The organism is Fictibacillus barbaricus, assembly GCF_014635025.1.
Taxonomy (GTDB): domain Bacteria; phylum Bacillota; class Bacilli; order Bacillales; family Fictibacillaceae; genus Fictibacillus; species Fictibacillus barbaricus.
Genome location: NZ_BMCE01000001.1, coordinates 825,562 through 846,797 on the forward strand (window position 1 = coordinate 825,562; position 21,236 = coordinate 846,797).

22 protein-coding genes are annotated in these 21,236 nt (G+C 40.4%); 17 read left to right on the forward strand and 5 right to left on the reverse strand.

Annotated elements, in window-relative coordinates; translation table 11 throughout:
- Window positions 1-102 precede the first annotated feature (102 nt).
- Complete coding sequence (locus tag IEV52_RS03935) at window positions 103-897, reverse strand: serine/threonine protein kinase (RefSeq protein ID WP_229754180.1); 795 nt, start codon at window positions 895-897, stop codon at window positions 103-105.
- Window positions 898-919: 22 nt separating this feature from the next.
- Window positions 920-1,105: a hypothetical protein gene (locus tag IEV52_RS03940; RefSeq protein ID WP_188401210.1), complete on the reverse strand. Its 186-nt coding sequence runs from the start codon at window positions 1,103-1,105 to the stop codon at window positions 920-922.
- A gap of 261 nt (window positions 1,106-1,366) precedes the next feature.
- Here IEV52_RS03940 and IEV52_RS03945 point away from each other — a divergent pair, with 261 nt between their 5' ends.
- Entirely contained in the window at window positions 1,367-1,597 is a 231-nt protein-coding gene (locus IEV52_RS03945; RefSeq protein WP_188401211.1) for a DUF2198 family protein, read from the forward strand.
- A gap of 15 nt (window positions 1,598-1,612) precedes the next feature.
- Here IEV52_RS03945 and IEV52_RS03950 read toward each other — a convergent pair whose 3' ends face one another.
- Entirely contained in the window at window positions 1,613-2,482 is an 870-nt protein-coding gene (locus tag IEV52_RS03950; protein WP_188401212.1) for a sulfite exporter TauE/SafE family protein, read from the reverse strand.
- Between the two features lie 257 nt (window positions 2,483-2,739).
- On the opposite strand from IEV52_RS03950, the gene uvrB reads away from it, so the two are divergent.
- Both uvrB and uvrA read left to right on the forward strand, forming a co-directional pair.
- Window positions 2,740-4,716: an excinuclease ABC subunit UvrB gene (gene uvrB / locus IEV52_RS03955; RefSeq protein WP_188402238.1), complete on the forward strand. Its 1,977-nt coding sequence runs from the start codon at window positions 2,740-2,742 to the stop codon at window positions 4,714-4,716.
- A gap of 6 nt (window positions 4,717-4,722) precedes the next feature.
- Window positions 4,723-7,599, forward strand: coding sequence for an excinuclease ABC subunit UvrA (gene uvrA / locus IEV52_RS03960; protein WP_188401213.1), 2,877 nt, complete (start codon window positions 4,723-4,725; stop codon window positions 7,597-7,599).
- Between the two features lie 149 nt (window positions 7,600-7,748).
- Here uvrA and IEV52_RS03965 read toward each other — a convergent pair whose 3' ends face one another.
- Both IEV52_RS03965 and IEV52_RS03970 read right to left on the reverse strand, forming a co-directional pair.
- A complete protein-coding gene (locus tag IEV52_RS03965) occupies window positions 7,749-7,955 on the reverse strand; it encodes a hypothetical protein (protein WP_188401214.1) in 207 nt (68 codons plus the stop codon).
- Window positions 7,956-8,061: 106 nt separating this feature from the next.
- Entirely contained in the window at window positions 8,062-8,262 is a 201-nt protein-coding gene (locus IEV52_RS03970) for a hypothetical protein (RefSeq protein WP_188401215.1), read from the reverse strand.
- 126 nt (window positions 8,263-8,388) lie between these two features.
- Here IEV52_RS03970 and IEV52_RS03975 point away from each other — a divergent pair, with 126 nt between their 5' ends.
- The 14 genes from IEV52_RS03975 to putP all read left to right on the forward strand — a co-directional run bounded on the left by IEV52_RS03975 (window position 8,389) and on the right by putP (window position 21,089).
- Window positions 8,389-8,742 (forward strand): magnetosome magnetite crystal formation protein family, encoded by a 354-nt coding sequence (locus IEV52_RS03975; protein ID WP_229754181.1) that lies wholly within the window; start codon window positions 8,389-8,391, stop codon window positions 8,740-8,742.
- A gap of 90 nt (window positions 8,743-8,832) precedes the next feature.
- Complete coding sequence (locus IEV52_RS03980; RefSeq protein ID WP_188401216.1) at window positions 8,833-9,912, forward strand: DUF4097 family beta strand repeat-containing protein; 1,080 nt, start codon at window positions 8,833-8,835, stop codon at window positions 9,910-9,912.
- Between the two features lie 14 nt (window positions 9,913-9,926).
- Window positions 9,927-10,115 carry a PspC domain-containing protein gene (locus IEV52_RS03985; RefSeq protein ID WP_188401217.1) on the forward strand — a complete coding sequence of 63 codons (189 nt, stop codon included), beginning with the start codon at window positions 9,927-9,929 and terminating at the stop codon, window positions 10,113-10,115.
- 4 nt (window positions 10,116-10,119) lie between these two features.
- Window positions 10,120-10,482 (forward strand): phage holin family protein, encoded by a 363-nt coding sequence (locus IEV52_RS03990; protein WP_188401218.1) that lies wholly within the window; start codon window positions 10,120-10,122, stop codon window positions 10,480-10,482.
- 225 nt (window positions 10,483-10,707) lie between these two features.
- A complete protein-coding gene (locus IEV52_RS03995) occupies window positions 10,708-13,128 on the forward strand; it encodes an immune inhibitor A domain-containing protein (RefSeq protein ID WP_188401219.1) in 2,421 nt (806 codons plus the stop codon).
- Window positions 13,129-13,735: 607 nt separating this feature from the next.
- Window positions 13,736-14,230 (forward strand): DUF1062 domain-containing protein, encoded by a 495-nt coding sequence (locus IEV52_RS04000; protein ID WP_188401220.1) that lies wholly within the window; start codon window positions 13,736-13,738, stop codon window positions 14,228-14,230.
- Between the two features lie 56 nt (window positions 14,231-14,286).
- Window positions 14,287-14,790, forward strand: coding sequence for a GNAT family N-acetyltransferase (locus IEV52_RS04005; RefSeq protein ID WP_188401221.1), 504 nt, complete (start codon window positions 14,287-14,289; stop codon window positions 14,788-14,790).
- Between the two features lie 77 nt (window positions 14,791-14,867).
- Window positions 14,868-15,803 carry an HPr(Ser) kinase/phosphatase gene (hprK, locus tag IEV52_RS04010; protein ID WP_188401222.1) on the forward strand — a complete coding sequence of 312 codons (936 nt, stop codon included), beginning with the start codon at window positions 14,868-14,870 and terminating at the stop codon, window positions 15,801-15,803.
- A 22-nt stretch (window positions 15,804-15,825) separates the two neighbouring features.
- Window positions 15,826-16,638, forward strand: a complete 813-nt coding sequence (lgt, locus tag IEV52_RS04015; protein ID WP_188402240.1) for a prolipoprotein diacylglyceryl transferase — start codon at window positions 15,826-15,828, stop codon at window positions 16,636-16,638.
- A gap of 16 nt (window positions 16,639-16,654) precedes the next feature.
- The gene (locus IEV52_RS04020; protein WP_188401223.1) at window positions 16,655-17,623 is read left to right on the forward strand and encodes a nucleoside recognition domain-containing protein; all 969 of its coding nucleotides are present in this window, start codon (window positions 16,655-16,657) and stop codon (window positions 17,621-17,623) included.
- Window positions 17,598-18,239 carry a pyrophosphatase PpaX gene (ppaX, locus tag IEV52_RS04025; protein ID WP_188401224.1) on the forward strand — a complete coding sequence of 214 codons (642 nt, stop codon included), beginning with the start codon at window positions 17,598-17,600 and terminating at the stop codon, window positions 18,237-18,239. The genes IEV52_RS04020 and ppaX overlap by 26 nt, the downstream gene beginning before the upstream one ends.
- Window positions 18,240-18,755, forward strand: a complete 516-nt coding sequence (locus tag IEV52_RS04030) for an acyltransferase (protein WP_188401225.1) — start codon at window positions 18,240-18,242, stop codon at window positions 18,753-18,755.
- Between the two features lie 89 nt (window positions 18,756-18,844).
- Window positions 18,845-19,435, forward strand: coding sequence for a hypothetical protein (locus tag IEV52_RS04035; protein WP_188401226.1), 591 nt, complete (start codon window positions 18,845-18,847; stop codon window positions 19,433-19,435).
- A 181-nt stretch (window positions 19,436-19,616) separates the two neighbouring features.
- Window positions 19,617-21,089, forward strand: a complete 1,473-nt coding sequence (putP, locus tag IEV52_RS04040; RefSeq protein WP_188401227.1) for a sodium/proline symporter PutP — start codon at window positions 19,617-19,619, stop codon at window positions 21,087-21,089.
- The last annotated feature ends 147 nt before the right edge of the window (window positions 21,090-21,236 follow it).

Consider the following 21,236-nt stretch of genomic DNA (forward strand, 5'->3'; position numbering starts at 1 on the left):
CTGCTCCCGCAGGAGTCTCGCACCTTACGCTCTAATCAACTTTCATCGAATTGTTTTACAAATCCTATACATAACAACAATCTTTTAGAAAATAGCCTTATTTTAAATACGTTTTAATGCTTTTTGAGCCTCAGAAGAGGAATGAAAAGGCTCGTCCAGCTGAAGCATTTTACGAAGAACGGATGTAAGGGACTGTGAGATATCTAGCTCTTCTTCCCAGCTTTTTTCCTTCTTAGTCTGAGGTACATAAGAAGAGTAAAGAAGAAACAGTGCAAAATGACCAAGAGCAAACAGATCGCTTTTAACCGTGACTGCCCGCATTCGGAGTTTCTCAGGATGATCATCTGGATCTTGAATTTCTTTGTCTGACAAATAACAGGCAAGACCTAAATCGATAACGATAAGTTTTCCATCCCGTTGAATGATATTCGGAATGCGAAGGTCACGGTGTATTATTCCTTTTTGGTGGAAGCATTCAATTATATTTAATAGCTCTAGCAATAATCCTATCGTTTCTTTTTCACTATATGTGTGGTGGTCACGAAAAATCAGATCTTCAAAGGTATTTCCCCTTATCCATTCCATAGCGATAAAGAAGCCTTGTTCATTTTGAAAGGCGTCCAGCAGCTTTGGAACTTGTAGATGCTGTAATGCTTTCAGAATCTGAGACTCTCTTTGAAAAGACCGAAGACCGCTTTCTGTTTTTGCTTTAGTATTCCTGAGCTGTTTTAAGACAATTATCTCATGTGTATATATATCAAGTGCTAAATAAGTAATCCCGTAACTCCCCATTCCTAACACTTCTTTGATGCGATAGCGCTCATGAATGTGGAGGCCGGATTTAAAGGGTCTGTCAAATAACGTCCTTTGCAGACCTTTCCAAAGTTCAGTTACCATCGTATTCGTTTATTAGTTTAGATCAGCTGCTAAAGAAGCTGCTTCTCTTTTTCTTCTTATAATGCTTGTGTCCATATCCGCCATAATGCTTCTTGCCAAAGTCACTGCTGCTGTATTTCTTATGACTTTTCTTATATTTGTATCCAGAGCTGCTGTATTTTTTATAGCTGCTGTGTCCCAATAATGATTTTAATAGTTTCTTTAACATAAATGATCATCTCCTTTAAAGATACTTGTTAATGATATTCGAACTTTTTAAGCAATATCCTACTGTACGTACTTTTAAACAGAAAGTTTCATCGGGGATGGGAAATGGGGTCTGGGAAATGGGGTCTGACCCCCAACAATTTATTTCCCTCAACAATTTCCTTGTTTTTGTCTAGAGAGTTTTGTTAAATTTAAAGAGGTATATATGAACGTTTAAAGAAGCTGTGTTTTTGGATGTTCAAGGAGAGGGGTCAATTGTTTCATGTTGGAGTACGTTTTTGCAGCACTGTTGCCTGTGTTTTTACAGCTGCTTTTTAATAGGGTGTTATTTACAAAGTATTTACCGTTAGGAATGACAATCATCATTCTAATTTTTGGTTTTGATGGGTTGAATCAACCGCTGCCTCTCCAAATCGTTGCTTTAATCTTTACGATCATAGGCTTCTTTCTTGGACTTAAAATTTATAATAAACAAAAACGAAAAGTTAAATAAAAAAAGACGTCACCTTTAAGAGGTTGACGTCTTTCTTTTGGTATAAGTAATCGTTTCTTTTAGGAAGAGTATGAGCATCGTTAGCACATAAAGGGTAATAACACCTAATCCTGCTTTATCGAAGTTAAAGAGTTTTAGAACAACAGAACTTAAGATGGTGATATAAAGCGCTCCTAAATATTTTTGAATCTGTTCATTTGAATAGATCGTAGTAAGTTTTGCGCCAAGCTGAGTACCAACTAAAGCACCTAGTATTAATAAGATGCCAAGCTTGTAATCAAGTTGCACTGATGAAGCATAGGTTAAAAATCCTGCCGTCACTATTAAGAAGACGCTGACTAAGCTTGTACCAACAGCTTTTCGAGAAGGGAATTTCATTAAAGAGATGAGCATAGGTACCATAACAAACCCTCCACCAACTCCTAGTGTGGTAGAAATGAATCCGCCTGTAAATCCAATAAAGATCGCTTTGATCCAGGAAAAATGAATCCCATTAGAAGACTCTGTCTTTTTATTGTGTTTTGTTTGCTTATAAAGCAGGGAAAGGGCAAAGTAGGCAAGAAGCAAAATATAGAATACAGGAATGATTGTATCGTCATACCCTTTTTCAAGCCATACAACAAGCGGATGAGCTACCTGGGTAGCTACTATGCCGACTGAGCCCAAAACAGCAGCTGTTTTCCAAATAATATTTTTATATCTTAAATGCGCAGCAACGCCTGATACGCTCGTTCCGATTGAATACATCAGACTAATGCCAATCGCTGATAATGGTGGTAAGCCGAATAAGATAAGAACCGGAGTTAGGATGAATCCTCCGCCGATTCCGAAGATTCCTGAAAAAATCCCGATGGACAAACCAAGTAATATATAGAAAAACTCCATTCGAAAAAAACTCCTTTTGGGGACACACCTACTACAATTTTCCCGCACCCATTGGTATTGCTTGCGGGAAATGGGGTCAGACCCCAAACAATTTATTTCCCAACAAGCGCCTGTCCATTAGTATAACACTTTAGTTTCTTTCCAGAAACTTCTGCGAATATTTGTTCGTAATTATTAGGTTTTTGGATAGGGGCTGTGCTATAATTTGAGTAACCAGAATTTAGGAACGGAGGTTCGGTTTTGTGAGTCAAAGTCAAATGTTCGAAATCAAATCAAACTATCAGCCCCAAGGGGATCAGCCCGCAGCGATCAAACACCTTGTGGAAAATATTAACGCAGGGAAAAAGAGTATGACCCTCCTTGGTGCGACCGGAACAGGGAAGACGTTTACGGTTTCCAACGTTATTCAGGAAGTAAACAAACCGACTCTTGTTATTGCACATAACAAAACACTAGCCGGCCAGCTTTATAGTGAACTAAAAGATTTCTTCCCGAACAATGCAGTAGAATACTTTGTATCCTATTACGACTATTATCAGCCGGAAGCTTACATCGCTCATTCAGATACGTATATCGAAAAAGATGCAAGCATCAACGATGAGATCGATAAACTTCGCCACTCAGCAACGTCGGCTCTTTTTGAAAGAAAAGACGTTATTATTGTGGCCAGTGTGTCGTGTATTTATGGTCTAGGTTCTCCAGAAGAATATAAAGACATGGTGATTTCCTTAAGAGAAGGAATGGAAAAAGACCGCGACCAGTTACTGCGTGATCTTGTAGATATCCAATACAACCGTAATGACATTAACTTTACACGTGGTACGTTCCGTGTTAGAGGAGATGTTGTTGAGATTTTTCCAGCCTCACGGGATGAACATTGTTTGCGTGTGGAGTTTTTTGGTGATGAGATTGACCGAATTACAGAAGTAGACGCTCTAACTGGTGAGATACTAGGTGAACGAAATCATGTTGCCATTTTCCCGGCATCCCACTTCGTTACTCGTGAAGAGAAAATGAAGCTGGCGATCAAACGGATCGAAGCTGAACTTGAGGAACGGCTAAAAGAGTTTAACGAAGCTGGCAAACTATTAGAAGCACAAAGACTTGAACAGCGTACAAGATACGATCTTGAGATGATGGCTGAAATGGGCTTTTGCTCAGGGATCGAGAACTATTCTGTTCATCTGACACTAAGACCATTAGGATCGACACCATACACTTTGCTAGACTATTTTCCAGACGATTCATTAATCGTAATCGATGAGTCGCATGTTACACTTCCTCAGATTCGTGGAATGTTTAATGGAGACCAGGCGAGAAAGAGTGTTCTTGTAGATCATGGATTCCGTCTGCCTTCAGCAAAAGATAACCGTCCGCTTACATTTGAGGAATTTGAGAGATATACAAAGTTCCAGCATATCTATGTTTCTGCAACACCAGGTCCTTATGAGCTCGAACATGCACCAGAGCCTGTTGAGCAGATCATTCGTCCTACAGGATTACTTGACCCTACACTGGAAGTCCGTCCGATTAAAGGCCAGATTGATGACTTGCTTGGTGAGATAAACGAGCGAATTGCCCGCAACGAAAGAGTGCTCGTCACAACGTTAACGAAAAAAATGTCTGAAGATCTAACAGACTATTTTGTAGAACTAGGTGTCAAAGTTCGTTATCTGCACTCGGAAATCAAGACGCTTGAGCGAATCCAGATCATTCGTGACCTTCGCCTTGGTGTGTTTGATGTTCTAGTGGGGATAAACTTGCTCCGAGAAGGACTCGACATCCCGGAAGTTTCACTTGTCGCTATTTTAGATGCAGACAAAGAGGGCTTCCTTCGCTCAGAACGATCACTCATTCAGACGATCGGACGTGCTGCTCGTAATGCGAATGGTCACGTTATTATGTATGGTGATAAAATTACAAAATCAATGCAGATTGCGATTGATGAGACGCAGCGCCGGCGTCAAAAACAGATGGAACATAATGAAAAACACGGCATCACACCGACAACGATCAAAAAAGAAGTACGTGATGTTATCCGTGCTACACAAGCTGCTGAAGACACAGCAACTTATACAGATACAAAAGCTCCTAAGCAAAAAATGAGCAAAAAGGATCGCGAAGCTTTTATCCAGCGTATGGAAAAAGAAATGAAAGATGCAGCCAAGAATCTTCAGTTCGAACGAGCAGCAGAGCTTCGTGACCTCATTCTTGAGTTAAAAGCGGAAGGATGATTGCAGTTGGCAACCAATCAAAACATCATTGTTAAGGGTGCAAGAGCCCATAATTTAAAAAATATAGATATTACGATCCCGCGCGATAAGCTGGTTGTTGTAACCGGCTTATCCGGTTCAGGGAAATCTTCACTTGCTTTCGATACGATCTATGCGGAAGGTCAGCGCCGTTATGTCGAGTCTCTTTCCGCTTATGCCCGTCAGTTCTTAGGGCAGATGGACAAGCCAGATGTTGATTCGATCGAGGGACTTTCGCCTGCTATTTCGATCGATCAGAAAACAACTAGCCGTAATCCCCGTTCAACCGTTGGTACAGTTACTGAAATCTATGACTATCTTCGTCTTCTATTCGCGCGTATCGGACGACCGGTATGTCCTGTTCATAACGTAGAGATCACCTCTCAGACGATTGAACAGATGGTAGACCGTATTCTAGAATACCCAGAGCGAACAAAGCTGCAAATCTTAGCGCCGGTTGTTTCGGGACGTAAAGGTGAGCATGTTAAAGCGCTTGAGGATATCAAAAAACAAGGCTATGTACGTGTTCGTGTAGATGGGGAAATGCGCGAGATATCAGAAGAGATCAAGCTTGAAAAAAATAAAAAGCACTCCATTGAAATTGTGATCGACCGTATCGTTGTTAAAGAAGGCATTGCAACGCGATTAGCAGACTCCCTTGAAGCCGCTCTTAATCTTGGTGGCGGAAGTGTGATCGTTGACGTGATGGGAGAAGAAGAACTTTTATTCTCACAAAACCATGCATGTCCCTACTGCGGATTTTCAATTGGAGAGTTAGAGCCTCGTCTGTTTTCTTTTAACAGTCCTTTCGGGGCATGTACGTCATGCGACGGATTGGGTGTAAAGCTTGAGGTGGATCCTGATCTCGTTATCCCTGACTGGAGCCGCTCTTTGCGTGATAACGCAATCGCGCCTTGGGAACCGATCAGTTCGCAATATTATCCGCAGCTCTTAGAGAGCATCTGTAACCATTTTGGTATTGATATGGATGTTCCAGTAGAAAACCTGCCAAATGATCAAATGGATAAAATTCTGCTTGGAAGCAATAAAGAATATATTTTATTCCGTTATAAGAATGATTTTGGACAAGTTCGTGAAAACGAGATTCAGTTTGAAGGTGTTCTTGCAAACATTCAACGGCGTTACCGGGAGACAAGTTCTGATTACATCCGTGAACAGATGGAAGGGTATATGGCACAAAAGCCATGTCCAACATGTAAAGGGCATCGCTTGAAAAAAGAAGCTCTGTCTGTCTTGATTAATGGAAAGCATATCGGAGAAACAACTTCACTTTCTATTACAGAAGCAAAAGAATTCTTCGATAACCTAGATCTTACAAACAAAGAACGTGCAATCGCACGACTTATTCTGCGTGAGATCGTTGATCGTTCAGGATTCTTAATCAACGTCGGGCTGGACTATCTTACATTAAGCCGCTCAGCAGGGACATTATCTGGCGGAGAAGCACAGCGTATCCGACTCGCCACACAAGTCGGATCCCGTTTGATGGGCGTTCTCTATATTCTGGATGAGCCTTCAATCGGTCTTCACCAGCGCGATAACGATCGGCTTATTCGCACGCTTGAGGAAATGCGTTCACTCGGAAATACCCTTATCGTAGTCGAACATGATGAAGATACGATGCTTGCGGCTGACTATATTATTGATATTGGGCCTGGTGCAGGTGCACACGGTGGTTCGATTACGTCACAAGGTACGCCTCAAGAAATTATGGAAGACCCTAACTCACTAACTGGACAATATTTGTCCGGTAAGAAGTTCATTCCTCTTCCTAAGAAAAGACGGAAACCAGATGGCCGATATATCGAGTTAAAAGGTGCAACAGAAAATAACTTAAAAAATGTATCTGCTAAAATTCCGTTAGGATTATTTACCGGTGTTACAGGGGTTTCCGGATCAGGTAAAAGTACACTTGTGAACGAGATTCTTCACAAAGCACTGGCGCAAAAGCTGCACCGTGCAAAAGATAAGCCAGGTGCTCATAAGTCCATCAAAGGATTAGAGCATATTGATAAAGTCATCGATATTGATCAGTCACCGATCGGGCGTACCCCACGTTCAAACCCTGCAACTTATACAGGGGTTTTTGATGACATTCGTGATGTCTTTGCTTCAACGAACGAAGCAAAAGTTCGTGGCTACAAAAAGGGACGCTTCTCATTCAACGTGAAAGGCGGACGCTGTGAAGCTTGCCGTGGAGACGGAATTATTAAAATTGAGATGCACTTTTTGCCAGATGTTTATGTACCATGTGAAGTGTGTCATGGAAAACGATATAACCGTGAAACATTAGAAGTGAAGTATAAAGGTAAGAACATCGCGGACATTTTGGATATGACGGTAGAGGATTCAGTAGAATTCTTCGCTAACATTCCAAAGATTAGGCGGAAACTCCAAACGATCCTTGATGTAGGACTTGGTTATATTAAATTAGGCCAATCTGCCACAACACTATCCGGCGGGGAAGCACAGCGTGTGAAACTGGCATCACAACTTCACAAGCGATCTACCGGAAAGACTATTTACATTCTTGACGAGCCTACGACAGGCCTTCATGTAGATGATATTTCTCGTTTACTTGTTGTCTTGCAGCGTTTGGTTGATAATGGAGATTCTGTACTTGTAATCGAACATAACCTGGATGTAATCAAACAGTGTGATCATTTGATCGACCTTGGACCTGAAGGAGGGGACAAGGGAGGCATGATCGTGGGAGCTGGTACTCCAGAAGAACTTGCAGAGATCGAGGAATCTCATACAGGCCGCTACCTGGCACCGATTCTAAAACGAGATAAGAAACGAATGACCGGGAAGATTAAAGAAAAAGAAAAGCTAGCAAATTAAATGAAGAAAGAGATCAAACACACATCCAAGTGGTTTGATCTCTTTTTTTATTTTCAGATATTGACCATAATGGACTGTCTCACTAGGTATGGTATTAGATGATGCACGGCTGAAGTAAAAAGTGCTCCTATAAAAGGAGCACAAAAAACTTATGGTTTATACTTTTCCTCGCTGGACGAAGTATCCTTTGTACCATGTTTATCCTTTTCTTCACGCTTTTCTTGTTTTAAATCTTCCATAGGAATAGGGTCCACGTTTCGTTCACTTTCAAATTTATCAAACAAGCTTTCTTTGTCAGTGTCGTATTGTTCAGGGTTGTCCATTTTTCCTTTTTGCTTCCGTTTATCTTCAGCCATTAGACATCACTCCTGTTCGTATATTTGTTTAACCATTCCTTTTTCGATTTAACTTTAAACAAATTCTCCTCAAAACGACAATTTTCGTTTAAAATAGATAAGTGTTTTATTTCCATATCTTAGAAAGAATTTTATAGATTACATAATTGATTCCTAACACCATGAACGAACCGAATAAACCTGCAAGTATTCGATCTGTCGCGTTTAGATCCATAGAATCCTCGGTGATCACACCGAATATAATGCTAGTGATCATAAGTGTGGCTAATACTATAAAAAGAATCCTTAATGATTTTATCTGTTTCAAAGAAAGTCGCTCCCTTGGGTGTTTTTGTCATAATGATACGGAAATTTAGAAGTTATGTCGAATGCCTCTAGAGATAAAGGATGTTTGTTTAATGAGGTCGAAATAAAAAAGGCACATGCCTTTTGCTTGCAAAGCAGTTCAGGAATCGTTCTTATTAAAGCAGGAGGTCTTGGCTTGATGAAGGAAGGCTCGAAGAAAATCATTTCAGCACTTTGTTATTTTAGTTTATTTTTTGCTCCTTTTTTATTTCCCATCGCTGTCTATTTTATAGCAGATGATAATGAAGTCATGGAACACGCAAAGAAGTCATTTTTATCCCACATATTGCCAATCATTGCAGTTCCACTAGGCATTATTATTATTTTTGAAACACAATATCATCCTGCAGCAATTGTGATTAGCGCACTCATTTTTGGTACGCTGACATTAATTGTGATGATCTGGAATATTGTTAAAGGAATAAAGGTAATTCTTTCATAAATAATTTTTTGTACAAGTAATACCGGAAAGTCTTAAGCATCTTAGAATCAGCCGGCGCCGGTGACGGAATCCAAAAGGAGGCGTCAATGTATGGAAGAACGCAAAATGATTTTAAACATGTTGAACGAAGGAAAGATCTCTGCTGAAGAAGCAGAGAAACTTCTATATGCCCTTAATGATAAGAAAAAGATGCAGCTGAGCCCAATTAGCTCTTTAAGTCTAAAAAAGAAGGTAGTTAATGGAGCAACTGCGGTAAAGATGCCGACTTCGGGCTATAAAGTGGCAAAATTCTTTGACCGTGTCGTAAAACGTATCAGAACGGTAGATTTTGATTTGAATTTTGGTCCATCTGAACCGGTACATTATGTTTTTCAAGACAGTCATGTTATGTTTCAGGAAATGGACGTAGAGGTGTACAACGGTTCAGTGACGATTGTTCCATGGGATCGAAAGGACGTACAAGTGGAATGTGATGCACATGTATACAAAGTGCCAGAAGGGTCTTCTGCTAAAACAAAATTTAGAAATGAAACCTTCTATGATTGTGATGCTACAAAAATGCGTTTTTATTCAAGAAACAAACATCAAAAGGTGAATGCGGTTATCTCTATCCCAAGGGAATCATATGATGAAATTAAAATTACGACTTTTAATGGTCCCATTAAAATAAGTGATTCCCATGCAAAAACGCTCAACGTCAAGACGACTGTAGGAGGTATCGCGATCAATCATTGTACTGGAGAAACAGCAAAAGCAACAGCGGCAAATGGTTCATTAACTCTAACTGATTGTCAGTTTAAAGATGTTGAAGCAGAAACCATGAATGGCCCTGTACGATTATCGATTGATGCAGCCCAAGTACGATCAGAAACCATTAATGGATCGATTTATTGCCGTTTTGCGTCAGCAGTAGAGGGGTATGCATCTTTTAAGACGGTGACGGGAAAAATAGAAACAGAATTCCCAGAAACACTCGAGCTAGATGCTGAACTCAAAACAATAGTAGGTGGATTTATTTGTGATTTCGATACTGTGGAAGTACGAGAAGAAAAGAAAGAAGTCACGCGCAAGTTTCTTTCTTTTATCGCGAATAAAGGAACAACATGGCCTTCATTTAAGCTCGAAGCAGAGGCAAAAACAGGCTCTGTTGCGGTGTTAAAAGCGAAATAGAGGTGACTAACATCATGAAAAAACTGAAACGATCGAATGACGCAAAAATATCAGGAGTATGCGGCGGGATTGCTGAATATATGAATCTTGATCCGACCGTTGTTCGGCTAGGTACAGTAGCACTTGCTGTGTTCACGGCAGTGATTCCTGTGGGCATATCCTATATGATTGCTATGGCAGTTATGCCTGAAAGTGAAGTCTAAATCAATGAGCTGGCTGGCTTCTTTACTGATCAATACTATTGCATTAATGGTCGTTGCAGGTTATTTTGATGGTTTTCACATAGAGAATATAAGTGCAGCTCTCTTGGCCAGCGTGTTATTGTCACTGTTTAATGTCTTCTTAAAGCCTATCTTGGTTCTTTTGACATTGCCTGTTACACTCTTCTCCTTTGGTTTATTTCTAATCGTCATAAATGCAGCTCTGTTATCGTTAACTGCAGAACTGATGGGTGATTCGTTTAATATCGATGGTTTTGGAATGGCTCTATTGGCTGCTGTAATTATTTCTATACTGAATATGTTCCTTGCGAATTTTATCTTAGAACCATTAAAGAAAAGAAGAAAATGAAAAAAAGAAAAAGAAAATAAGTCAATGTAAGCATCTCTGAAAACAGAGGTGCTTTTTATTATTCAGGAAGAAAGATTTGCTTTTAAAGTAAAAATAAGTATAAATACCCATCATATCGGTTGCCTTTGTGGTAATATAGTCCAATTTAAAAAAGTAGACTATATGGTACATTTTAGTAGAAATAAATAACTGAATATTCATATTAGTCAAACAGGAGGGAACGTTATGGGGAAAGGGAAGATTGTTTGGGGTAAAACTCTGCTTGCTACCAGTCTATCAATTGGACTAGCATCATCTTCATTATTTGCTGGAACAGTTGATGCAAAAGTACAAAATGCGTTAGATGAGGTGTTGAAAGGGAATCACAATCACAGTCACTCGCATTCTGGTTTGGATCTAGCGATCGTGAATGAGGAAAAATTACTAGATTCACTCATTAAAAGAGGTGTGATCTCTAAAGATGCTTCTGCGAAACAAAAAGAAGCAGAATTGCATGAGTACCTTGAATTTAAGGGGAAAAATACTGAAGCAAAAGGAAATGATCCGCTTGCAGCTAAAGTAAAAGCTTCTGAAGCTGAGAAGCAACAAGACTTTAAAGAATTCAATAATGGTTTGCTAAACGGAGATGGAAATAAGAATGGCCATCTTAAAGGTAATCCAGGACCAGTTAAAGAAACGGAATACAATGGTGTAGTTCGTAAAGACAAAGTACTCGTACTTAATGTAGAGTATTCGGATTATGTCCACAATAATATACAAAAAGGTGAAACAGACAATTATTACAGCGATTATACTCTAGGACATTATGAAGATATGATTTTTGGTGATGATGGTGTTAAAGGACCAAATGGTGAAGACCTAGTTTCGATGAAGCAGTATTATGAAGAGCAATCAGGTGGTTCTTATACTGTTGAAGGTAAAGCTTATGGCTGGTTAAAAGTACCTGGTACTGCTGCTTTTTACGGAGCTGATGATGCAGACAGAGGCGGACATGATAACGTAGCGCCAGGTGGATCTAAGCAGTTAGTTAAAGATACATTAATTGCAGCTAAGAATGCAGGTGTCCCACTTCAAGACTACGACCAAGAAGATGTACATGACTTAGATGGTGATGGAAACTTGCGTGAGCCAGACGGCCTTGTTGATCACTTAATGATTATTCATGCTGGGATGGGACAAGAAGCAGGTGGTGGTTCACTTGCAGACAACGCAATCTGGTCTCACCGTTCAGCATCATTCTATGATCCAGATGGTCTAGGTAAAGGCCTTCCAGGTTTCTATGATTATACGATGATGCCTGAAGATGGAGCTACAGGAGTTTTTGCTCATGAATATGGACACGATCTAGGATATCCGGATGAGTATGACACAATTTACTCTGGAACTGGTGAGCCAGTAGGATACTGGTCTATTATGTCAGCTGGTTCGTGGGCTGGGAAAATTGCAGGCACAGAACCTACAGGATTCTCTCCTGCAGCTAAATCGTATTTCCAATCTTATTTGGGAGGTAACTGGACATCTACAGCCGAATTAGATTGGGATGAAGTATCATCTAAAGGAACACAGTTCTTATTAGATCAAAGTAACTCGCCAAATGGTCAAAACAATCAAGCTATCAAAGTAAATCTTCCACAAAAGAAAACGTTAATAAATACACCTAAAACAGGTACTTACGAATACTTTGGTGGAGTAGGCGATGAAATTGACACTAACATGGTAGCAACTGTTGACCTTACAGGAAAAACATCGGCTACATTAAACTTTGATTCTTGGTACAAGATTGAAAAAGACTGGGATTATGCATTTGTTCAAGTGTCAACTGACAATGGTGCAACATGGAAGTCTCTAGGAAATTCAAACACTACTTCTAATCCAGTTCCAGGTGCGTATCCAACGATTGCTCCAAACCTTCCTGGTTTTACGGGAAGCTCAAATGGCTGGACGGCACAAGAGTTTGATCTTTCTGCATACGCAGGACAAAAGGTACAACTAAAGTTCCGTTACATTACGGACTGGGGAACTAGTGAAGAAGGTTTCTATGTAGATAATGTAAAAGTAACTGCTGATGGTGCTACGGTGTTTGAAGATGGAGCAGAGGGTACAAGCTCGTTCAATCACAAAGGGTTTGATAAATCAGATGGATACCGTTATGGTGATCACTACTATTTACTTGAGTGGAGAAATCATGCCGGAGTAGATATGGGTCTTAAGAATATCAAGCGTGGTCAGTCTCTAATGAGCTATGATGGCGGTCTCGTTGTATGGTATGTTGACCCGTCTTACACAGAAAACTGGACAGGCGTTCACCCAGGAGATGGATTCCTTGGAGTAGTTGACGCTCACGTGAACACTGATCTTCAATGGAACGTTGTAGGTAAAGAGCCAGCTCAAGCAAGCAGCCGCTTCCATATTGCTGATGCTGCGTTTGGTTTAGACCGTACATCTGGTCTGAATTTAAACTATCCTGGTGTACAAACATTAAACCTTGCTAGCCAGTCTGCTGTATCACTGTTCGATGACAGCAAGTCATTTAAGAATCCATATATGGATGACGCTGGGCGCAACATTACAAACTATGGTTTGAAGGTTCGCGTTAACGGACAAGCGAAAGACAAATCAGTTGGTTCAATCGTAATCTACAAATAATGATGCAAATACCTCTCGCAATCTAGCGGGAGGTATTTTTTTCTAGGATTTTCAGCTATTTTAAGAAAAGTGAGGCATCTTTTCTTCCTGGAAAATCCATGGCGGCGGTATATACGGCTAAATAATTCAAGAAAATTTATAGATAATTCCAGAAAAACATGCAATAATTCCAGATATTTTAGTAAGAATTCAAGAAATATTGATGATAAATCCACAATTGCAATTTCCGTGTTCACCTGAGGAGTACAACTCATGTAAAGGGAGGTGAGGTATGACTAATCTCCTATTCCCAAATTATTCTATTTATGGTAAGCTAAAAATAATCTATTTGAAAGAAAGGAACTTCAGTGACCTGTATGCCAACAACTAATCTGTAATGGAAAACAATTGGATCGCTTCTCAGCCGTTAAAAAACAGTTTGTTTTTGACCACGGGAGAAGTCTGTCTACATCCCATTACAGAGGAAATACAGCGAACTGCAGTCCGTTAATTTTTTACTGCGTGTTTACTAAGCTCTCCTTGTTATAAGGGGAGCTTTTTTTCGTTCTGCAAGACTTTCAAATAGAAGCTGTATTCCCTCGTTACTAATTTTCGAGGTGAATAAATGATGCAAATTCAACAATATTCATTAGTACTTCAGCAACAAAGAAAAGCTGATTCAGTAAAAAAACAATGTAAGATGTGCGGTAAAGTAACCCTATTCACAGATACTACGATCCGGAGACATAATGCCAACGGGAAAAATATCTATCAATTTGCCATCTATAAATGTCCGGAAAACCACTCATGGAACAAAAAGCTCGATATCTACAAGACATTTTCCGACCATGTTGACCCAGCTTCGCTTGTACCTACAGAATTTAAAGCCATCGAGCCTGGGGAAAAGATTACAATTAATCCGATAGAAACCATTGAAATTAAAATCTTAGGAGTCGCCGGAAACTTTCGATTAGACTGTACCCTTGCCGACCACATCGAAGGATGGAGCCGTACTGAAATTACAAACAAAATAAAGGCTGGAAACATCAGGTTGAATAATTGTTTAACGAAACCAAGCAAAAAACTTTCTGTTCATGATAAAATTTTAATAGATGTAAATTGATTCGGAGGCCGTTTGTACTGTACAAACGGCTATATTTAATCAGGGAGCGGATACTTATGGAAACAGGACGGCTTCATATTAAAAGATACCATCCAGATGATTTTTCCTTCTTCGCCTCATTATGGGCAGATCCGGATGTAGTTCGCTATATTGGCAAAGGTGTCACTCGGTCTCAGGAAGAAGCTCGAAAAAGTTTTGAAGAATGGCTGCTTCCTGGCTATCGTGAAGGAAGAGGACTTTATCTTCTTCTTCATAAAGAAACAGGGTTTCCACTAGGGCACGCTGGAATCGTTCAACAGACAGTAGATGGCAAGAAAGAGTTTGAGATCGGTTATTGGCTTGCCAAAAAATATTGGGGCCAAGGATTTGCAGTAGAAGCGGCAGGTTTTTTTAAGCATTATGCTTCCGAAGAGCTTGGACTGCAACGGCTTATCTGCTTGATTCAGAGAAATAACATAAACTCCATTAAAGTAGCAAAAAAATTAGGAATGTCTCTTCAAAAGGAGACGACGTTTAACACGATACCCGTGCATGTATATACTTGGACGAAAGATCATTAAATAACCGTGTGTACCTTTTGGTTATACGGGGTTGAAGTGATACAATAGTGACATTGGAAAAAGTCGAGGAGGACCCTATGGCGAAGGTACATATTCATGAATTAATTAAAAAATTTCAACTAGAGCTCGTTAGTGGTGAAGAAGGTATCCACCGTACGATTCGAACGAGTGATATTTCACGGCCTGGGCTTGAGATGGCTGGGTATTTTACATTTTATCCAGGAGAGCGTCTTCAATTATTAGGGAAGACCGAGCTTTCGTTCATTTCAGAGCTTGATCCTGATACACGGATGGAGCGTTTATCAGCGCTTTGTACAGATGAGACGCCGGGAATCATTGTTTCCCGTGATATCGAAGTGCCTAAGGAGCTGCTTAAGGCTTCTCATAAAAGCGGTGTGCCGATTATGCGTTCACCTGTAACAACAACCCGTCTTTCTAGCCGTATCACCAACTATCTTGAGAGCCGTCTGGCACCCACAACTGCCAAGCATGGTGTACTTGTCGATATATATGGGATTGGCGTTTTGATTACAGGTAACTCAGGAGTTGGTAAGAGTGAAACCGCGCTTGAACTTGTGAAGCGCGGTCACAGATTGGTTGCAGACGATTCTGTTGAAATCAGACAAGAAGACGAAGATACGCTTATTGGAAGTGCACCGGAATTGATTCAGCACCTGCTGGAAATCAGAGGTCTGGGGATCATTAATGTGATGACGCTTTTTGGTGCGGGAGCAATCCGAAACTACAAAAAGATCTCTATTGTTATGAATCTTGAAGCTTGGGATTCTAAGAAGGTGTATGACCGGCTAGGATTGGAAGAAGAGACAACTAAGATCATTGATACGGAGATTCCGATTTTGACGATACCAGTTCGTCCTGGTCGAAACTTGGCTGTAATTATTGAAGTGGCAGCGATGAACTTCCGTTTAAAACGGATGGGCATGAATGCTGCACAGCAATTTTCCGATCGCTTAACGGATGTGATTGAAGCTGGAGATGACGAAGACCTATAAGAACTAAAAGGAAGTGGAGACTTTGGAACAATCGATTCAACCCTTGGACCGTGTAGCACTGGAGTTAGGGCCTATTACGATCTATTGGTATGGCCTTATCATAGGCTTAGGAGCTATGCTCGGCCTTTGGCTAGCAGTTAGAGAATCAGAGAGACGCGGTCTATCAAAGGACACGTTTGTTGATGTTGTAATGATTGCAGTACCTGTAGCAATTCTTTCTGCGAGACTGTATTATGTCGCGTTTGAATGGGATTTCTATAAAGATAATCCGGGTAAGATTTTAGCGGTTTGGGAAGGCGGAATCGCAATACATGGTGCATTGATCGGTTCGTTTTTAACTGGACTTATTTTTTCTAAAAAAAGAGGCATTTCTTTCTGGAAACTTGTTGATATTGCAGCTCCAAGTATTTTGCTTGGCCAGGCGATTGGTCGCTGGGGTAACTTTATGAATCAAGAAGCTCATGGAGGAGAGGTAACAAGAGGCTTTTTAGAGTCTTTGATGCTGCCCGACTTTATCATTAATCAAATGTATATTGATGGCGCATACTATCATCCAACTTTTCTTTACGAGTCTCTCTGGAATTTCCTTGGTGTTATTGTGCTTCTTTCTTTAAGAAGAGTCAATCTACACAGGGGAGAATTGTTCTTAACCTATCTGATCTGGTATTCAGTAGGCCGTTTCTTCGTTGAAGGTTTGCGTACGGATAGCTTGATGCTGACAGAGTCACTTCGAATTGCTCAAGTCATGAGCTTATTGTGGATTGCTGTTGCAGTCGTTCTTTGGGTATATAGAAGAAAATCAGGCTTGGCTGAAAAACGTTATTTAGAAAGCTAAGGAGGGCGAATGAAAAGTGGGGATACTAAAAAAGGGCACACTTGCAGGCTTGAAAACCACTTGGACGCTGGGTAAAATCATTTTCCCGGTAACGCTGATCATCACGCTGTTAAGTTATACCCCTGTTTTGGATTGGCTTATATCAGTGATCTCACCTGCTATGAAGTGGATCGGACTTCCGGGTGAAGCGGCAATTCCGCTCGTACTCGGTAATTTTTTAAACCTTTATGCCGGGATTGGCGGTATCTTAACGCTTGATTCGCTAACGGTGCAAGATGTATTTATCTTAGCTGTGATGCTATCGTTCTCTCATAATCTTTTTATCGAATCAGGCGTTGCAGCGAGTGTTGGCATTAAGTTATGGGTCATCCTGCTTGTACGTATTGGATTGGCTTTATTCTCGGCATTTATGATCAACCTTTTATGGGATGGCGGAACAGAAGTTGCTCAGTACGGTTTCATCTCTAAGCCTGAATCGGCTCCGAATGGATGGGGAGAAATTACACTGGCTGCTCTTGAAAAAGCATCACTGGGCATCTTGCAGCTGGCACTTATCGTGATTCCGCTCATGATCATCTTGCAATTTATGAAGGACAAAGGCTGGCTCAACAAGTTTTCAAATTGGATGTCACCCGCTATGAAACTGTTAGGGATGAAAGAAAACACATCGATGACAATGGCTGCAGGGCTTACGATCGGTCTAGCGTACGGTGCTGGCGTGATGATGCAGGCTGCAAAAGAGGACGGTGTATCTAAGAAAGACCTGTATCTAGCCTTTATCTTTCTTGTAAGCTGTCATGCAGTAGTGGAAGATACACTTGTTTTTGTTCCACTTGGTATTCCGATACTGCCGCTTTTGATCATTAGACTTGTAACAGCAATCGTTCTTACCATAACAGTCGCTTACTTCTGGAACAAGATGGAGCGGAAAAATAGTTTAACAAGAGAGGATTTTCAACATGAAACGCGACACAATACTATTTGATCTGGACGGAACCCTAATTAACACAAATGAACTGATTATCGCTTCTTTTTTGTATACACTCGATAAGTATTTTCCTGAACAATACAATCGGGAGCATATCCTGCCTTTAATGGGGATGCCTCTTGTCGAAACCATGGAACAGTTTGATAAAGAGAAGGTTCAGGAATTGGTTCAAACCTACCGGGAACATAACATCTCACATCACGATGAGCTTGTGACTGAGTTTAAAGGAGTTTTTGAAACCGTAGAAAAATTGTATAACAAGGGCTACAAGCTGGGCATCGTAACGACTAAAATGAGAAACACGGTTGAAATGGGATTGAAGCTTGTTGGGCTCGATAAATTCTTCGAAACGGTCGTTACGCTTGATGATGTTGAAAAAGCAAAGCCCGATCCTGAACCGATTCTAAAGGCATTAACATTATTACAGTCATCTCCAGAACACGCCATCATGGTAGGGGACAGCAAGTATGATATCCTTGCTGGACAAAATGCCGGTACATTAACAGCTGGTGTGGCTTGGACGATTCGAGGCAATGATTATTTGCAGCAGTTTAATCCTGATTACATGCTGAATGAGATGACGGATTTACTGGATGTTTTAGGAGAGAGATAAGTGCGTAATACGGAGCGTTATCCTGTTAAGGGAAGGAACTCATTGTATCAAGTATATGATACGGTTCCCTTCTGGAAAGTTGTAAAAAATTTCATAGCTATTCAAATCGCCCGTTATACGCCATTTTTACCGGTGAAAAACTGGCTTTATCGGACCTTCTTGAGGATGAAAGTCGGAGAGGGTACAGCATTTGCATTGATGGTCATGCCTGATATCATGTTTCCTGAACGAATAACGGTAGGGAACAACTGTGTTATCGGCTATAATACAACGATTCTAGCGCACGAATATTTAATAAAAGAATACCGTCTTGGTGATGTTATCGTGGGGGATGAAGTGATGATCGGTGCGAATTCCACGATTCTGCCGGGTGTTACGATAGGCAACGGTGCGATCGTATCAGCCGGAACACTTGTCCACAAAAATGTACCTGCAGGATCATTTGTTGGCGGCAATCCCATGCAGGTTATTTATACAAAAGAAGAACGATCAAAGAGGGAAATAGAAAACAGCTAGAAATTTGTCGGATGTTCCCCTCTTGGGTTTTCTTTGTTTTCGTCGTATACTAAAAACAGGCAAAAAAGCGAAAGCTGGAGGCGCATACTATGAGAAGGAAATCATTCTCGATCGTTTTTATGAAGAATACATTTAAAATTGGGCACCTAGTAGAAGATAACTGTCAATCTCAGCATGCACCTAAGGCGTCCCATCCACAAAGTAAGGCCGAACAGCTGGCTGCCCGTGATACGTATCGTTTCCGGACCGCTGTGTCAAAAATGAAAGGCCATGGACTTTTGAAGCATTATGAACTACAAAGCCAACGTGCTAAGCTGGTTTTTTACGGCGATTATTCTACCTACAAGCGTCAAGTACCTCATATTGCGTTTACACGCGAACACTTTCAACACTACTTTGGAACAGAAGACTTAATCTGTGAATTTCTCCTTGATACTTCTATTTATCTATTTAAAGAACTCCATTTTTTAAACGAGATCCAACTGGATATCCCAAGTCACGGCAAGATGTATACGGTCGAACTGACGCGTAAAGAACTTGATGACCACATGAAGTGTGATCTGACAGAGATGAAAGACGGCCATCACCACCGATTTTTCTACATCTATCGAGACGAAGAGCTGGATCAGTTTACTAATCATTTTGTGAAAGTAAAACGGTTAAGACGAAAGAAACTATAAGAAGTTTTTAAACTGGCGCCCAAACGCCTTTTTGATGGGTGTCAGTTTTTTTTGCCTTTTTACCAAAAAGTTTTTATTCCCTTTGTCGAAAAATGTCTTTATAATAAAAATGTTCCTTTTTGAAATTTTATAAAAATTGAAAGCGCTCTAACAACGAGAGAGAACAGGAGGAAAACCAATTATGGATTATGGTGTTATTTTTTCGATCAGTGTTTATATGATTGGTATGGTTCTTATAGGACTGTATGCATATAAAAAAACATCCAACCTTACAGATTACATGCTTGGCGGCAGAGACCTAGGACCAGCTGTCACTGCATTAAGTGCAGGGGCTTCAGATATGAGTGGCTGGCTGTTAATGGGACTGCCAGGTGCTATGTATATTTCTGGATTAAGTGCAGGCTGGATTGTAGTAGGTTTATGTATAGGTGCTTACTTAAACTGGTTATATGTTGCACCACGATTAAGAACGTACACAGAAGTATCAAATAATTCAATTACGATACCAGATTATTTTGAGAATCGCTTTAAAGACACATCTAGAATTCTGAGAATCACTTCAGCATTAGTAATTATTATCTTTTTTACTTTTTACACATCATCAGGAATGGTTGCTGGAGGCCAGCTTTTTGAAACAGCTTTTGATACAGGCTACATGTGGGGAATGATTATTACTGCTGGTGTAGTTATCATTTATACTTTATTCGGCGGCTTCTTAGCTGTAAGCTACACAGACTTTGTACAAGGTGCCATCATGTTTTTAGCACTTATTCTCGTTCCTTTTGTTACCATTTTAAAAGTTGGCGGATGGGATGCAACATTTAACGAAATCGAAAGCATAAACCCTGCTTTATTGGATGCATTTACAGGGACAAGCTTAATCGGTATTATCTCTTTGCTTGCTTGGGGTCTTGGATATTTTGGACAGCCTCATATCATCGTTCGTTTTATGGCAATCACTTCTGTAAAAGAAATGAAGAGTGCGAGACGAATCGGTATGGGCTGGATGATTTTCTCAATCGTTGGAGCGATGTTCACAGGACTTGTAGGAATTGCTTATTTCAATCAAACGGGTGCACCTCTAGGAGAGGCGAAAGCCGAGACGGTATTTATCTTGTTATCTGAAATCCTGTTCCATCCGATCATTACGGGGTTCTTGTTAGCTGCTATTCTTGCTGCTGTAATGAGTACGATTTCTTCACAGTTGCTTGTAACGTCCAGTGCGCTGACAGAGGATTTTTATAAAGCGTTTGTTAAGCGTTCAGCTTCTGATAAGGAGCTCGTATTCATTGGCCGATTAGCCGTTCTGGTCATTGCAATCATCGCATTTGTATTAGCGATTAATCCGAGTGAAACGATCTTAAATCTTGTTGGTTATGCATGGGCAGGATTTGGAGCAGCGTTCGGACCGGTTGTCTTGTTAAGTTTATATTGGAAACGCATGACGAAATGGGCTGCTTTTGCAGGTATTATAGTAGGTGCCATCACTGTAATCGTGTGGGAGCTGATCCCGGCATTTGCGGATGTATATGAGATCATTCCAGGTTTCATTGCAGGTGCTCTTGCAATCGTTATTGTCAGCCTTTTAACGAAGGAACCTAATGAAGCCATTCAGCGTGAGTTTGAGGAAGCTAAAAGATTAGTGAATGAATAAAAATGAGAATCTCTCTTGAAAAGGAGAGATTCTTTTTTATGCTCCTAATGAAACAACATGATCATTTAAAAAGGCTTACATAAAATTTTTCAAGAAAAAAATTACTGGAATAAACCGGATGTAACAATAAACTGCACCCGCATATGA

Coding starts and splice junctions, on each gene's coding strand:
- hprK (WP_188401222.1), top strand. CDS start 14,868: ATGGCGAAGGTACATATTCATGAATTAATTAAAAAATTTCAACTAGAG.
- ppaX (WP_188401224.1), top strand. CDS start 17,598: ATGAAACGCGACACAATACTATTTGATCTGGACGGAACCCTAATTAAC.
- IEV52_RS04000 (WP_188401220.1), top strand. CDS start 13,736: ATGCAAATTCAACAATATTCATTAGTACTTCAGCAACAAAGAAAAGCT.
- IEV52_RS03945 (WP_188401211.1), top strand. CDS start 1,367: ATGTTGGAGTACGTTTTTGCAGCACTGTTGCCTGTGTTTTTACAGCTG.
- IEV52_RS03950 (WP_188401212.1), bottom strand. CDS start 2,482: ATGGAGTTTTTCTATATATTACTTGGTTTGTCCATCGGGATTTTTTCA.
- IEV52_RS03995 (WP_188401219.1), top strand. CDS start 10,708: ATGGGGAAAGGGAAGATTGTTTGGGGTAAAACTCTGCTTGCTACCAGT.
- IEV52_RS03985 (WP_188401217.1), top strand. CDS start 9,927: ATGAAAAAACTGAAACGATCGAATGACGCAAAAATATCAGGAGTATGC.
- IEV52_RS03935 (WP_229754180.1), bottom strand. CDS start 897: ATGGTAACTGAACTTTGGAAAGGTCTGCAAAGGACGTTATTTGACAGA.
- uvrB (WP_188402238.1), top strand. CDS start 2,740: ATGTTCGAAATCAAATCAAACTATCAGCCCCAAGGGGATCAGCCCGCA.
- IEV52_RS03990 (WP_188401218.1), top strand. CDS start 10,120: ATGAGCTGGCTGGCTTCTTTACTGATCAATACTATTGCATTAATGGTC.
- IEV52_RS03940 (WP_188401210.1), bottom strand. CDS start 1,105: ATGTTAAAGAAACTATTAAAATCATTATTGGGACACAGCAGCTATAAA.
- IEV52_RS04035 (WP_188401226.1), top strand. CDS start 18,845: ATGAGAAGGAAATCATTCTCGATCGTTTTTATGAAGAATACATTTAAA.
- IEV52_RS03980 (WP_188401216.1), top strand. CDS start 8,833: ATGGAAGAACGCAAAATGATTTTAAACATGTTGAACGAAGGAAAGATC.
- putP (WP_188401227.1), top strand. CDS start 19,617: ATGGATTATGGTGTTATTTTTTCGATCAGTGTTTATATGATTGGTATG.
- IEV52_RS03965 (WP_188401214.1), bottom strand. CDS start 7,955: ATGGCTGAAGATAAACGGAAGCAAAAAGGAAAAATGGACAACCCTGAA.
- IEV52_RS04005 (WP_188401221.1), top strand. CDS start 14,287: ATGGAAACAGGACGGCTTCATATTAAAAGATACCATCCAGATGATTTT.